Raw genomic sequence first — 14,011 nt, 5'->3', positions numbered from 1 at the left:
GACGGCCTGCCCGGCGAACCGCTCGCCGGGCTGGAGACGCGGGACGTCTCCGCCTGGTTCGGCAGCCGCAAGGTGCTGGAGCGGGTCTCGCTGGCCAGACCATCACGCTCGGCCGCGCGCACGACTCCACCATCGTGCTGGACGACGACTACGCGTCCTCCCGGCATGCCAGGATCTATCCGGATCAGACTGGGCAGTGGACGGTCGAGGATCTAGGCTCCACCAACGGCACCTATCTGGACCGGCAGCGCCTGACCGCGCCCACCCCGCTCCAGCCGGGCATGCCGATCCGTATCGGCAGGACCGTCATCGAACTGCGGAAGTAGTAGCGCATGAGGGACAGCATCCCGTCCATGACCCAGAGGGGGGCACAGGTCGCATGACCCTGGTGCTGCGCTTCGCCGCCGGCTCCCACAAGGGACTGATCCGGGAGGGGAACGAGGACTCCGGCTACGCCGGGCCGCGGCTGCTGGCCGTGGCCGACGGCATGGGCGGCGCCGCGGCCGGCGAGGTCGCTTCCTCCGAGGTGCTCGGCTCGATCGTCCGGCTGGACGAGGACGTGCCGGGCGCCGACCTGCTGACCCTGCTGGGCGACGCCGTCCAGGGCGCCAACGACCGGCTCCGGCAGATGGTCGAGGAGGACCCGCAGCTGGAGGGCATGGGCTGCACCCTGACCGCCATGCTGTGGACGGGCCAGCGGATGGGCATGGTGCACGTCGGCGACTCCCGCGCGTACCTGCTGCGCGACGGCTCCCTGGTGCAGATCACCCAGGACCACACCTGGGTGCAGCGCCTGGTCGACGAGGGCCGGATCACGCCCGAGGAGGCCGAGACCCACCCGCAGCGCTCGCTGCTGATGCGGGCGCTGGACGGCCGCGGCCAGGTCGAGCCCGACCTGTCGATCCGCGAGGTCCGGGCCGGCGACCGCTACCTGATCTGCTCCGACGGCCTCTCCGGCCCGGTCAGCCACCAGACCCTCCAGGAGACCCTCGGCAGCTACTACGCGCCCGAGCAGACCGTGCAGGAGCTGATCCAGCTCGCGCTGCGCGGCGGGGGCCCGGACAACATCACCTGCATCGTGGCGGACGTCATCGACGTCGGCGCCACGGACACCATGAGCGGCCAGTTCAACGACGTCCCGGTGGTGGTCGGCGCGGTCGCCGACGCCCCGCCGTCCTCGGCCGCCGCCGACCGCTCGATCGCGGACACCCCGGCGGGCCGCGCCGCCGGACTCGGCCGCAGCCCCCAGGGCGCCTTCGGCCCCGCCGAGGGCTACGAGGGCGAGTACGGCTCCGGGCAGGGCGGCTTCGGCCCCGCCGAGGGCTACCAGGGCGGCGAGTACGGCTACGGCTCCGGCGAGCCCTCGGTGTACGGCACCGAGGAGTTCGACGAGGAGCGCCCGGCGAAGCGCAAGCGCAAGGGCCTGACGGTCTCGCTGGCCGCCCTGGTCGCGCTCGGCCTGCTCGGCGGCGCCGGCTGGTTCGGCTACCAGTGGACCCAGGACCAGTACTACGTCGGCACCCAGGACGACCACGTCGCGATCTACCAGGGCATCAACCAGAACCTGGCCGGCCTGAGCCTGTCCTCGGTGCACTCCTCGTACAGCAGGATCCAGCTGAAGTGGCTGCCCGAGGACCAGCAGGTCCACGTGAAGAAGACCATCTCGGTCGGCAGCATGAAGGACGCCCAGTCGACGGTCAACGAACTCGACGGCTGGGTCCAGCTCTGCCAGCGGGCGGCGAGGGCGGCCGCCCCGGCCGCACCGCCGGCCACCCAGGCGGTGCAGGCGGCGTACCTGGCCGCCACGCCCACCCCGACCGAGAAGAACCGCGGCCCGGCCGCGGTGGCACCGACCAGCGCACCGACCACCGCGCCGGCCACACCGACGCCGACCGCCCCGGGGGCACCCGCCCCGGCGCCGAACGCCACCCCCCCGACGGCCGGCGGGCAGGGCGACCAGGCGCCGCTGACCGAGGAGGAACTCGGCCGGGCCAACTCCTGCCCGAAGCAGTGACGTCCGTGATCCGACATAGGACCGCCCCGAGCGGTCTTGCCGGCCGTCAGGGAGCGGTCACCACGTGAGCAGCTACGACCTGACCCAAGAGTCCACCCGGTCCGGCCGGCGCCGGGCGGCGGCCGAGCGTGCCGTCCCCCGCCGGCGGGGCAACACCACGATCTCCCCGCAGGAGACGCCCAACCGGCGCAACACCGAGCTGGCCCTGCTGGTCTTCGCGGTGCTGGTGCCCGTCCTCGCGTACGCCAACGTCGGCCTCGCGATGGACGGCAAGCTGCCCACCGGCATGCTCGGCTACGGCCTCGGCATGGGTGCCCTGGCCGTGGTCGCGCACCTGTTGGTGCGCCGCTTCGCGCCGTACGCGGACCCGCTGATGCTGCCGATCGCCACCCTGCTGAACGGGCTCGGGGTGGTGATGATCTGGCGGCTGGACAAGGCGGGCAAGCTGCTCAGGGGCAACTACCCGGCGGCCCAGAACCAGCTGATGTGGTCGGCCCTCGGGATCGCCGGCTTCATCGCGGTGATGGTCCTGCTGAAGGACCACCGGGTGCTGCAGCGCTACACCTACATCTCGATGGTGGTGGCCCTGGTCCTGCTCGCCGCACCGGCCTTCTTCCCGGCCCGGGCGGAGGACTTCGGCGCCAAGATCTGGATCCGGATGGGCAGCTTCTCCATCCAGCCCGGCGAGTTCGCCAAGATCGTCCTGACCGTCTTCTTCGCCGGCTACCTGATGGTCAAGCGGGACGCCCTGGCACTGGCCAGCCGCCGGTTCATGGGCCTGTACCTGCCGCGCGGCCGCGACCTCGGCCCGATCGTCGTGATCTGGCTGCTCAGCCTGCTGATCCTGATCTTCGAGAACGACCTGGGCACCTCGTTCCTGTTCTTCGGCCTGTTCGTGGTGATGCTCTACGTCGCCACCGAGCGGACCAGCTGGATCCTGTTCGGCCTGCTGATGTCGGTCGGCGGCGCGGTCGCGGTCGCCTCGACCGCCAGCCACGTGAAGGTCCGCATCGACGCCTGGCTCGACCCGATGGCCGCCTTCGGCGCGAACCCGCCGAAGGGCTCCACCGAGCAGATCGGCCAGTCGCTGATGGCGCTCGGCTCCGGCGGGGTCACCGGCTCCGGCCTCGGTCAGGGCCGCTCCTGGCTGATCGCCTTCGCCGCCAAGAGCGACTTCATCCTGGGCTCGTTCGGCGAGGAGCTCGGGCTGACCGGCCTGATGGCGATCTTCCTGCTGTACGCGCTGCTGGTGCAGCGCGGGCTGCGCACCGCGCTCGCCGCCCGCGACCCGTTCGGCAAGCTGTTCGCCGTCGGCCTCTCCTCGGCGATGGCGATCCAGGTGTTCGTCGTGGCCGGCGGTGTCACCGGGCTGATCCCGCTCACCGGTATGACCATGCCGTTCCTCGCCCAGGGCGGTTCGTCCGTGGTCGCCAACTGGGCGCTGGTCGCGATCCTGCTGAAGATCAGCGACAGCGCCCGCCGACCCGGGGTCGAACCGGCCCCGGCCCCCGAGGGCCAGGGAGGACCCGCCCGATGAACAAGCCGATCCGCCGGGTCTCGATCTTCTGCCTCGTGCTGATCCTGGCCCTGATGGTGCGCACCAACTGGGTGCAGGGCGTCCAGGCCGACTCCTGGGCGACCAACAAGAACAACAAGCGCCAGCTGTACGACCGGTACGCCCACCCGCGCGGCAACATCATCGTCAGCGGCCAGCCGGTCACGAAGTCGGACTTCGTCAACGGCCTGCGCTACAAGTACAAGCGCTCCTGGGTCGACGGGCCGATGTACGCCCCGGTGACCGGCTACTCCTCCCAGGCCTACGGCTCCAACCAGCTGGAGAACCTGGAGGACGGCATCCTCTCCGGCACCGACGACCGGCTGTTCTTCCGCAACACCCTGGACATGCTGACCGGCGAGCAGAAGCGCGGCGGCGACGTGGTCACCACCATCAACGCCAAGGTCCAGAAGGCCGCGTTCGACGCGATGGGCAACAAGAAGGGCGCGGTGGTCGCGCTCGACCCGAAGACCGGCGCGATCCTGGGCCTGGTCTCCACCCCGTCCTACGACCCGGGCACCTTCGCCGGCGGCGAGGCGGCCGACACCAAGGCCTGGACGGACCTCAACGCCGACCCGAACAAGCCGATGCTCAACCGGGCGCTGAAGGAGACCTATCCGCCCGGCTCGACCTTCAAGCTGGTCACCGCGACCGCGGCGTTCGAGAACGGCCGGTACCAGGGCATCGACGACGCCACCGAGACGCCCGAGCCGTACATCCTGCCCGGCACGAACACCCAGCTGAAGAACGAGAGCCCGAACGAGCGCTGCGAGAACGCCACCGTCAAGTCCGGGATGGACCAGTCCTGCAACACGGTCTTCGCCAAGATGGGCGCCGACCTGGGCAAGGAGCGGATGCGGGCGCAGGCCGAGAAGTTCGGCTTCAACAGCACGGTCGACACCCCGATCCGCTCCGAGAAGAGCGTCTTCCCGGACAGCCCGAGCCTGGACGGCACCGCCCAGGACTCGATCGGCCAGCACGACACCCGCGCCACCCCGCTCCAGATGGCCATGGTCTCCGCGGCGATCGCCAACAACGGCAGCCTGATGCAGCCGTACCTGGTCGACCAGGAGCGCTCGGCCACCTTGACCACCGTGTCCAAGCACACCGAGAAGCAGTTCTCCCAGGCGATGAGCCCGGCCACCGCGCAGAAGATGCAGGATCTGATGGTCTCGGTGGTCGAGAACGGCACCGGCACGAACGCCAAGATCCCCGGCCTCCAGGTCGGCGGCAAGACCGGCACCGCGCAGCACGGCGAGGACAACGCCGGGCTGCCGTTCGCCTGGTTCACCTCCTGGGCCAAGACCCCGGACGGCCAGTCGGTCGCAGTCGCGGTGGTCGTCGAGGACGGCTCCCAGAACCGCGACGGCATCAGCGGCGGCCGGCTCGCGGCCCCGATCGCCAAGGCGGTGATGCAGGCGGCACTCGGCAAGTAGGAGCGCGGATCCGGGGTGAGGGGAACGTCACGATCGGCAGCCCCGTCCGGATACCGGTCTGATATCGGCCGACGGCTGACTCCGGTCCGATGCGGTCCGACCGGTAGCGTATCCGCCAGCAGCGGGTGTGCCCGTTGCCGCCCGCGAGGCACCGCACGGCCCGGCCGGAGAACCGGTCGCGGACCGCGCGGCGTCACCCAGAGCGTGCGGGGACACCTACGTCACAACCTCACCGGCGGGTGAGGGAGAGGGTCGGAACTATGGAAGAGCCTCGTCGCCTCGGCGGCAGGTACGAGCTCGGCGGCGTCCTCGGACGCGGCGGCATGGCCGAGGTGTACCTCGCCCATGACACCCGGCTCGGCCGCTCCGTCGCAGTGAAGACGCTCCGGGCCGACATGGCCCGGGATCCGTCGTTCCAGGCCCGGTTCCGCCGCGAGGCGCAGTCGGCGGCGTCCCTGAACCACCCCGCGATCGTCGCCGTGTACGACACCGGCGAGGACTACATCGACGGCATCTCCATCCCGTACATCGTGATGGAGTACGTCGAGGGGTCCACGCTGCGCGAGCTGCTGCACTCCGGCCGCCGGCTGCTGCCCGAGCGCGCGCTGGAGATGACCATCGGCATCCTCCAGGCCCTGGAGTACTCGCACCGGGCCGGCATCGTGCACCGCGACATCAAGCCGGCCAACGTGATGCTGACCCGGCAGGGCAACGTCAAGGTCATGGACTTCGGCATCGCCCGTGCGATGGGTGACGCCGGGATGACCATGACGCAGACCTCCGCCGTCATCGGCACCGCCCAGTACCTCTCCCCCGAGCAGGCCAAGGGCGAGCAGGTCGACGCCCGCTCCGACCTGTACTCCACCGGCTGCCTGCTCTACGAGCTGCTGACCGTCCGCCCGCCGTTCGTCGGCGACTCGCCGGTCGCGGTGGCCTACCAGCACGTCCGGGAGGAGGCGCAGCCGCCGTCCGTCTTCGACCCCGAGGTGCGCCCCGAGGTCGACGCGATCGTGCTGAAGGCGCTCGCCAAGGACCGCGACTACCGCTACCAGACCGCCGACGAGATGCGCGACGACATCGAGCGCTTCCTCGACGGCCTGCCGGTGGCCGCCGCGCAGCAGGCCGCGTACGGCATGGGCGCGGCCGGGTACGGCTACGACCAGAACGGCTACCCGCAGCAGCACGACCCGTACGGCCAGACCAACGTGCTGCCGCAGCAGCCCGGCGGCGGCCCGACCACTGTCCTGCCGCAGGCCTCCGGGCAGCCCGGCTACGGGCAGCAGGGCGGCTACCAGGACGACGGCTACGGCCAGACCTACGCCGGTGCCGCGGGCGGCGGCAACGACGGCTACGACGACGGCTACGGCCGCGGCGGCCGCCGGAGCGAGGACCCGCCGAAGAAGAGCAACACCTCCTGGATCGTGCTGGCGGTGGCCGCCGTACTGGTCCTGGTCGGCACCTTCTTCGTCGCCCAGGCGATGTTCGGCAACGACAAGAAGGAGACCGCGAAGGTCACCGCCCCGGGCCTGGTCGGCAAGACCCTGGCCGAGGCCAAGACCGCCGCCGCCGCGGCCGGTCCCAAGCTCGTGGTGGCCGAGGGCGAGAAGATCGCCTGCCCGGACACCAACATCAAGAAGGACCAGGTCTGCGTCCAGACCCCGGCGGTCGGCACCCAGGTCGCCGAGGACTCCACCATCACGGTGCAGATCTCCTCGGGCCCGGCCAAGGCGCAGGTCCCGAGCGTGGTCGGCAAGCCGAAGGACCAGGCCACCAAGGCGCTCGCCGACCTCGGCTTCACCAACGTGACCACCGAGTACAAGGACGACGACAACGCCGCGCAGGACACCGTCACCGCCCAGGACCCGGCGGCCAACGCGGCCGTCGACCCGGGCACGGCGATCAAGCTGACCGTGTCGCAGGGCAAGGCCAAGGTGACCGTCCCGAACGTGGTCGGCTCCCAGAAGGAGGACGCCCAGGCCACCCTCCAGGGCCTCGGCTTCCAGGTGGACGTCTCGAAGACCACGCCGGCCCCGGACCCGAGCAAGGTCAACACCATCGCCTCGCAGTCGGTCCCGGCCAACACCAAGGCCCCGGCCAACACCAAGATCACGCTGGTCGTCTACAAGGCGCAGGACAAGCCCCAGATCCCGCCGCTGGCGAACGTCAAGCTGGGCGCCGCCGCGGACCAGCTGAAGGCGCTGGGCCTGACCTACGTCGTGGTCAGCGGCCCCGCGGACCCGAACGCCACCGTGCAGCAGAGCAACCCGCCGGCCGGCACCCTGGTCGACCCGAACAGCCAGATCCAGCTGTACACCAAGGCGGCGGAGCCGACCAAAGGGGGCGACCCCACCACCACACCCCCCAAAGGGGACCACTAGGCCCCCGATATTCCCCTGGTTCGGCTGAACCGGGGGACGGGGCCCGGGTAACTCCCCAGCACGCCCGAGGGCCCGCCGCGATGTCCGCGGCGGGCCCTCGGGCATTTCCGTGCCCGGCCCCCTCCCCAGGGCCGTACGGCGGCCTCAGGAGCGGCGCAGCTCCGGCGGCGGGGTGCGCTTGGCGTCCATGTCGTCCACCCGCACCAGGCTGCCCCAGACGGCCATCCGGTAGCGCGAGGTGTACACCGGCGTGCAGGTGGTCAGGGTGATGTACCGGCCGGGCCCGGCGTAGCCGGAGCGGGCCGGGACGGGCGCCACGATGCCGGTGTCGTACTTGGACGTCTCCGCCAGGGTCGCGTCGACCTGGTAGACGTACCACTTGTCCCGGGTCTCGACCACGACCGCGTCGCCCCGGTGGACGGCGTCCAGGTCGTGGAACTTGGCCCCGTGGCCGTCCCGGTGGGCGGCCAGCGCGAAGTTGCCCTGCGGGTCCCACGGCATCGCGGCCTTGTACGGCTGCTCGTAGACGCCCGCGACGCCCTCGTCCAGGACCTCGGTGGAGGTGCCCATCCGGATCAGCACCTGGTAGTCCCGGCCCATCGCCGGGACGTGCAGGAAGCCGACGTCGTCCCCGGCCGCGAACTGCTTCGGCACGGCGCCGGGGGCACCCGGGTCTCCGGGCGTGCCGGAGGCTCCGGGGGCCGGGGCGGGGCCGGGGGACCCCGCGGGGCCCGGGGTCGGCCCCGCGGCCCAGCTGCTGCGCAGCCGGTCGGCGGCCTGCGAGGCGGAGCGGTCCGCCTGCACGTTGGTCCACCACAGCGAGTAGGCCACGAACAGGCCGAGCACCAGGCCCAGGGTGATCAGCAGCTCGCCGAAGACCCCGAGCGCGGCCAGCGCCCGGTTCCGGCCCCGCCCGGCCCGCGGCTCGGGCGGGCGGAAGGCCTCCTGCGCCGGTTCGGCCGACTGCGCGGTCTCGTCCTGCATCTGCGGTGCTCCCCCTCCGGGCCGGGCGGCCGGGCGGCTACCCGCCCGTGATCGCGGCCGGCTTGCCCTGGGCACGCGGCCGTTCCTCGATCATCTTGCCAAAGACGATGAGACGGAACTTGGAAGTGAACTCCGGGGTGCACGTGGTGAGCGTGATGTAGCGGCCGGGCCCGGCGTACCCGGCGCCGTTCGGCACCGGCTTGATCACGCTGACGTTGTTGGGGGAGGTCTCCGGGATCCCCCCGGTGACCTCGTAGGTGTAGTAGCCCGCGGCGGTCTCCACCACGATCTTGTCGCCCTTGCCGAGCTCGTTGATGTACCGGAACGGCTCGCCGTGGGTGTTGCGGTGGGCGGCCAGCGCGAAGTTGCCCGCCTTGTCGCCCGGCATCCCGGTGTTGGCGTAGTGGCCGACCAGGCCCTTGTCGAGCACCGACGGCTTGGAGGTGCCCTCGGCGATCGGGAACTTCAGCCCCAGCTTGGGCAGGTAGATGATGGCGAAGCCCTTGCCGGGCTCGAACACCTCGGGCTTGTCCGGGGCGGCCGGCGCCGGCTGCCCCGGCTGCCCCGGCTGGACGGGCGGGGCAACCGCGTCGAACTGCTGCTCCAGCCGGTTGCGGGCCCCGTCGGCGGCCGCGTCGGCCTGCACGTTGGTCCACCAGAGCTGGTACGCGACGAAGAGCAGCATGACCAGGCCGAGCGAGATGCACAGCTCGCCGACGCCCCGGGCGGCCACCACGAGCAGGGACTCCTTGGGGCGCACCCGCCCGGCGGCACGGCCATTCGCCCGGCGCCGGCCGTTGCCGGAGCGCAGCGAGGTGCGGCCCTGGGCGGCGCGGCGGCGCTCGGCCCGGCCGCCGGTGGGGGCCGGTTCGCCGGCCGGCGCACCGATGTCCGGGGGCAGCCGCAGCTGGAGGGTCTGGTCGGGCAGCCAGGGGTACTCGGGCCCGTCCACGAGGGGCTCCTGGGCCTGCTCGTACACGCCCCAGGCGTCCTCGGGCACGGCCTGCACCGGGTACGGGGCGCCGTCGGTGCCGTGTTCCCGGCCCGGGTGGCCGGGGCCGCCGTACTGCCGCACGGTGCCGTACGGGTCCGTCTCCGGCTGGAAGCGCCGCTCCGGACGCAGCGCGGTCACGCCGGTCAGCCCCGGCCGATCACCGGGGCGAGCCCGGCCGACCGGTCGACCGCCTGCGGGAAGCCGCACTCCGCGAGCCAGTTGGCGAGCATCCGGTGACCGCCCTCGGTGAGCACCGACTCGGGGTGGAACTGCACGCCCTCGACCGGGAGTTCACGGTGCCTCAGGCCCATGATCACACCGCTGCCGGTGCGGGCGGTGACCACCAGCTCGGCCGGCACGGTGGCCGGTTCGACCGCCAGCGAGTGGTACCGGGTCGCGGTCAGCGGCGAGGGGAGGCCCGTGAAGACCCCGCCGTCCTCGTGCTCGACCGGCGAGGTCTTGCCGTGCAGCAGCTCGGGCGCCCGGCCGACCACCGCGCCGTAGGCGGCCGCGATCGACTGGAGGCCCAGGCAGACGCCGAACACCGGGAGCCCGATCCGCGCGCAGTGGTGCACCATCTCGATGCAGACCCCGGCCTCCTCCGGGGCGCCGGGCCCGGGGGAGAGCAGCACTCCGTCGAAGCCCTCCTCCCCGGAGCGGCGGACGGCGTGCTCGACCGTCACCTCGTCGTTGCGCACCACCTCGCAGGTGGCGCCCAGCTGGTACAGGTACTGGACCAGGTTGAAGACGAAGCTGTCGTAGTTGTCCACCACCAGGATGCGGGGCGGGGTGCTGGGCCGGGTCGTCATGCGCGCGTGGTCTCCGTGGGATGCGGTGCGGGAAGGGAGTGCCGGGCCCGCCGGCTCAGCCGGTCGCGGCGCCGTCGCCGCCGTCCACTGTGACGTCGCCGAAGGGGAGCAGCGGTTCCGCCCACGGGAAGACGTAGGTGAAGAGGAGGTAGACGATCCCCAGCACGAGGAGCAGCGAGATGACGGCCCGGACCAGGGTGTTCCCCGGGAGGTGACGCCAGATCCAGCCGTACATGGTGCTCCCTCGACGTAGCGGACTGGGTTAAAGAGTAGACCCGCCGGGTTCGGCCGCGGGGCCGGTCCGCTACTGCTGCCCGCCCGCCGAGCGCAGCTCGGTGGTGCCGGAGTAGCCGGGCAGGGTCAGGTCGCCGCTCTCCTGGACCTTCCAGCCCAGCCCGTACGCCTGGACGTACTGGAGGTAGTTGCGGATCGTCGGGTCCGTCTCGACGGTCGAGCGCAGGGCGTCGGTCTTCCCGACCGCCTTGACCACGTAGGGCGGGGAGTAGACCCGGCCCTGGAGCAGCAGGGTGTTGCCGACGCAGCGGACGGCGCTGGTGGAGATCAGCCGCTGGTCCATCACCTGCACGCCCTCGGCGCCGCCCCGCCACAGCGCGTTGACCACGGCCTGGATGTCCTGCTGGTGGATGACCAGGTCGTTGACGCCGGGCTCGGGCACCCCGGGGATGCGCGCGGTGGCGTTCGGCGGGGCGTCGTTGAGGGTGACGGTCAGGCCGCCGCCCTGGAGCGGCTCCAGGGCGGCGCCGGAGCGCAGGCCGTCCAGCTGCGCGGCGTCGGCGGGGTCGTGGCCCTGCTGCTCGGTGAGCTGCTGGGCGCGGGTCTGGAGGTCGGCGAGCTGGGACTGCGCCTGCTGGTTCTGCGCGCTGCGCTGGCGGATCACGTCGCCGAGGCTGAGCAGCGAGTTGTCGGTCCGCAGGTCGGTGCCGCGGGCGGTCTGGGCGCTGATGTAGAAGAGCAGCCCGGCGAGCGCGAACACGGCGCAGGTCAGGGCACGGCCGACAATTCGGGTGCCGGAGCGACGGGTACGGGCCGGCTCAGGGGGAATCGACAAATTAGTCACCGTACCCTTATCTCCTCAAGACCCGCCGAGCCACTACGCTAACGGACGCCGGTGGCGTGTGGCGGAGCGGTCCCAGGACGTTTCTCCACGGCGACCGCGGCCGATTCCACCCGCTGCACCCCGCGCGGTCTCACAGCGCATCGACAGGAGAGCTCCTCGTGCCGAAGTCTCGACTCCGCAAGAAGTCCGACTACACCCCGCCGACGACGGCTGCGGTGAAGATCAGTTCGGGCCGCGGGTGGGTCGCTCCGCTGATGCTCGCGCTGTTCCTGGTCGGCCTGGTGTGGATCGTCACCTACTACGTGACCAGCGGCAGCTACCCGGTCGAGGACTGGCGGAACTGGAACATCCTGGTGGGCTTCGGCTTCATCGCCGCGGGGTTCGGCGTCTCCACCCAGTGGAAGTGACGGCCCGCCCGTCCTGAGGCTCCTCACCGAGCCGTTCTCCGCCGCTCCGGATCGCTCGTCCCGGGGCGGCGGTCAGGCGTGCCCGCGGCCGGGGGACGAGCCCGGACGGAGCCGGAGCGGGGCCGACCGGGAGGGCAGCCGGTCGGTTGTCCCCACCATCGGACCACCCGCTTATCCACATGGTTATCCACACTGGGGAAAAGTCCCCCCACCCTGTGGATAACTTTTCCGGACGGGGCCGTCCACAGCTGTGCACAACTCCCCGGAGGCGCGGGAACCGCACAGCAGGACACGCGTAGAACAGCAGTCCACAACCGGGTGGACGCACAGCCTGTGCACAACCCCGCACCCGCTGTGGACAACCGTCCGAACGGTCAGGCCCCGTAGAGGGACATCCCGACCAGCAGCATCCCCGCCTCGACCGCCACCGCGCCCGCCACCGCCAGTGCCTGCACCGCGCCGCGCCGCTCGCGCGGGGCGTACATCAGGCCGGCCGCGGTCAGCGAGCCGAGCACCAGGCCGCCGACGTGCGCCCGCCAGTCGATGCCCGGGCGGGAGAAGGTGACGATCAGGTTGAAGACCAGGAACGCCATCGCCGGGGCGATCGGGCCCCGGTTCCGCAACTGCATCACGATCGTGGCGCCGATCAGCCCGAAGACCGCCCCGGAGGCGCCCACCGAGTTCATCCAGTCGCCGGCCACCAGGAAGGCGAAGGTGCTGCCGCCCAGGCCGGAGAGCAGGTAGAGGGCCAGGAACCGCAGCCGCCCGAGCGCCTGCTCCAGCGCGGGGCCGAGCCAGAACAGCACCAGCATGTTCATCCCGACGTGCCACCACTCCAGGTGCAGGAAGGTGGCGGTCAGCAGCCGGTACCACTGGTCCGGGCCGTCGGCGATGCCCGCCGGGCCGCCGAGGATGTCGCTCCCCGCGCTGAACAGCGACCAGGTCTGGCCCAGCCTGGGGGTGAGCACGTAGGCCGCCAGCACCCAGACCACGACGTTGAGGCCGATCAGCAGCCGGGTGACCAGCCCGCCGTCGGCGGCCAGGGCGCCGCCGAACCGGGTGGTCGCCTGCCGCGACCCGGCGTGGCCCTCGCCGACGCACTCCGGGCACTGGAAGCCCACCGAGGCGGTCACCATGCACCGGGGGCAGATCGGCCGCTCGCAGCGGGTGCAGGAGACCCCGGTGGGGGTCTGCGGGTGCCGGTAGCAGCCGGGCGGACCGGCCTCCGGGGACGGATCGACCGACGGGCGCGGCTCGTCCGGGAGCATCAGCGGGGTCCCCTTCCCGTACACGACCTCCGAAACCGCCAGCCTACTGCCGCGCCCCCGCCCACGGTCCCGCTCCCCCACGTCCGGCTCCACTCCGTTCCCGCGCCCCGCCGCCCGCCGGGGCCCGCGTACGGCCCACCCCGGATGCCCTCGGACAAATCAGGATGCATGATCAGCATTCAGGTGGATATGTGCATAAAGGACGCCACCCAGGAGGAGAGAACTCGTGAGCTTTTCGGATTCGGCCCGAGAGACGGCCACCAGGACCCGGGACACCGCCGCACAGTTCGCGGACAGCGCCAAGCAGCGCCTCGGCCCCGCCTTGGACGCCTTCGGTCCGAAGGCCGCGCTGGCCGCGCACAACCTCCGCGACCAGTACGACAGGCACCTCGCCCCGCAGTTCGGCCAGGCCTTCGCCAATCTGTCGCCGGAGGCCCAGCAGAACGCCCTGAAGGCCCTTCACCGGGCCCAGGAGGCCGCCCTGGCGGCCCGTCTGTCCGCCACCCGGGCCGCGGACCAGGCCCGGGCCACCGTGGGCCCCAGGGTCGCCCAGGCGGTCGAGGAGGCCCGCGCCACCGTCGTCCCGGTCGCCCAGGAGGCCCAGGCCCGCGGCGCCGCCGCGCTGACCGCCCTCCACGGCAACGTCAGCTCGGCCGAGATCAGCGAGCTGGCCGCCCGGAACGCCAGGAAGGAGCGCTGCAACCGGCTGTCCACCGGCCTCGCCGTGGCCGGCCTGCTGGCCATCGGCGGCGGTGTCCTGGCCTGGCAGTGGTGGCGCCGGCACAGCAACCCGGAGTGGCTGGTCGAGCCGCCGGCCCCGCAGGAGTCCCGGCCGGCCGGCGCGCACGCCGCCTCCGCCCCGGTGAACGGCTCCGGCCCGGACACCGCCGGTGAGCCGGCGCCCGAGAACGACGGCCCGGTCGCCGGGAACGACGGCCCCGGGCCGCGCTGACCGCGACGGACGTGCCCGGGAACGCCGATGGGCCGCCGACCAGGATCCTGGTGGGCGGCCCATCGGCTACCGCTGTGTACGGTGGTGCCTATGAGAGTCGGACTCCTGTCATCTGCCTTGCTAAGGGAGCGCGCGA

The 14,011-nt window shown here is 72.1% G+C and carries 13 protein-coding genes; 7 read left to right on the top strand and 6 right to left on the bottom strand.

Annotated elements, in window-relative coordinates; all coding sequences use genetic code 11:
* The 5 genes from AB0E96_RS28315 to pknB form a co-directional block, all read left to right on the top strand.
* Positions 1 to 326, top strand: a 326-nt coding sequence (locus AB0E96_RS28315; RefSeq protein ID WP_359828427.1) for an FHA domain-containing protein, incomplete at its 5' end; no start/stop codon positions are given.
* A gap of 53 nt (positions 327 to 379) precedes the next feature.
* A complete protein-coding gene (locus AB0E96_RS28310) occupies positions 380 to 2,014 on the top strand; it encodes a protein phosphatase 2C domain-containing protein (RefSeq protein ID WP_359828426.1) in 1,635 nt (544 codons plus the stop codon).
* A gap of 160 nt (positions 2,015 to 2,174) precedes the next feature.
* Entirely contained in the window at positions 2,175 to 3,551 is a 1,377-nt protein-coding gene (locus AB0E96_RS28305; RefSeq protein WP_359828431.1) for an FtsW/RodA/SpoVE family cell cycle protein, read from the top strand.
* The gene (locus AB0E96_RS28300; RefSeq protein ID WP_359828424.1) at positions 3,548 to 5,005 is read left to right on the top strand and encodes a penicillin-binding protein 2; all 1,458 of its coding nucleotides are present in this window, start codon (positions 3,548 to 3,550) and stop codon (positions 5,003 to 5,005) included. The genes AB0E96_RS28305 and AB0E96_RS28300 overlap by 4 nt, the downstream gene beginning before the upstream one ends.
* Positions 5,006 to 5,265: 260 nt before the next feature.
* The gene (pknB, locus tag AB0E96_RS28295) at positions 5,266 to 7,383 is read left to right on the top strand and encodes a Stk1 family PASTA domain-containing Ser/Thr kinase (RefSeq protein WP_359828422.1); all 2,118 of its coding nucleotides are present in this window, start codon (positions 5,266 to 5,268) and stop codon (positions 7,381 to 7,383) included.
* A 144-nt stretch (positions 7,384 to 7,527) separates the two neighbouring features.
* Here the strand turns inward: pknB and AB0E96_RS28290 are convergent, their stop codons facing one another.
* The 5 genes from AB0E96_RS28290 to AB0E96_RS28270 all read right to left on the bottom strand — a co-directional run bounded on the left by AB0E96_RS28290 (position 7,528) and on the right by AB0E96_RS28270 (position 11,233).
* Positions 7,528 to 8,367, bottom strand: a complete 840-nt coding sequence (locus tag AB0E96_RS28290) for a class E sortase (protein ID WP_359828421.1) — start codon at positions 8,365 to 8,367, stop codon at positions 7,528 to 7,530.
* 37 nt (positions 8,368 to 8,404) lie between these two features.
* Positions 8,405 to 9,499, bottom strand: coding sequence for a class E sortase (locus tag AB0E96_RS28285; protein WP_359828420.1), 1,095 nt, complete (start codon positions 9,497 to 9,499; stop codon positions 8,405 to 8,407).
* A 5-nt stretch (positions 9,500 to 9,504) separates the two neighbouring features.
* Positions 9,505 to 10,170, bottom strand: a complete 666-nt coding sequence (locus tag AB0E96_RS28280) for an aminodeoxychorismate/anthranilate synthase component II (protein ID WP_359828419.1) — start codon at positions 10,168 to 10,170, stop codon at positions 9,505 to 9,507.
* 55 nt (positions 10,171 to 10,225) lie between these two features.
* Positions 10,226 to 10,405, bottom strand: a complete 180-nt coding sequence (locus AB0E96_RS28275) for a hypothetical protein (protein WP_049656795.1) — start codon at positions 10,403 to 10,405, stop codon at positions 10,226 to 10,228.
* Between the two features lie 69 nt (positions 10,406 to 10,474).
* Positions 10,475 to 11,233, bottom strand: a complete 759-nt coding sequence (locus AB0E96_RS28270; protein ID WP_359828429.1) for a DUF881 domain-containing protein — start codon at positions 11,231 to 11,233, stop codon at positions 10,475 to 10,477.
* A 173-nt stretch (positions 11,234 to 11,406) separates the two neighbouring features.
* On the opposite strand from AB0E96_RS28270, the gene crgA reads away from it, so the two are divergent.
* Entirely contained in the window at positions 11,407 to 11,655 is a 249-nt protein-coding gene (gene crgA / locus AB0E96_RS28265) for a cell division protein CrgA (RefSeq protein WP_359828417.1), read from the top strand.
* A 374-nt stretch (positions 11,656 to 12,029) separates the two neighbouring features.
* On the opposite strand, the gene AB0E96_RS28260 is transcribed toward crgA, so the two are convergent.
* On the bottom strand, positions 12,030 to 12,923 hold the full coding sequence (locus AB0E96_RS28260; RefSeq protein ID WP_359828416.1) for a rhomboid family intramembrane serine protease: 894 nt from the start codon (positions 12,921 to 12,923) through the stop codon (positions 12,030 to 12,032).
* Positions 12,924 to 13,149: 226 nt separating this feature from the next.
* Between AB0E96_RS28260 and AB0E96_RS28255 the strand changes: the two genes are divergently transcribed.
* The gene (locus tag AB0E96_RS28255; protein WP_359828414.1) at positions 13,150 to 13,875 is read left to right on the top strand and encodes a DUF5324 family protein; all 726 of its coding nucleotides are present in this window, start codon (positions 13,150 to 13,152) and stop codon (positions 13,873 to 13,875) included.
* The last annotated feature ends 136 nt before the right edge of the window (positions 13,876 to 14,011 follow it).

This window comes from Kitasatospora sp. NPDC036755, assembly GCF_040636595.1.
GTDB lineage: Bacteria > Actinomycetota > Actinomycetes > Streptomycetales > Streptomycetaceae > Kitasatospora.
The sequence above is the reverse complement of the archived record's forward strand: the minus strand, read 5'-3'. Positions and strand labels throughout refer to the sequence as shown.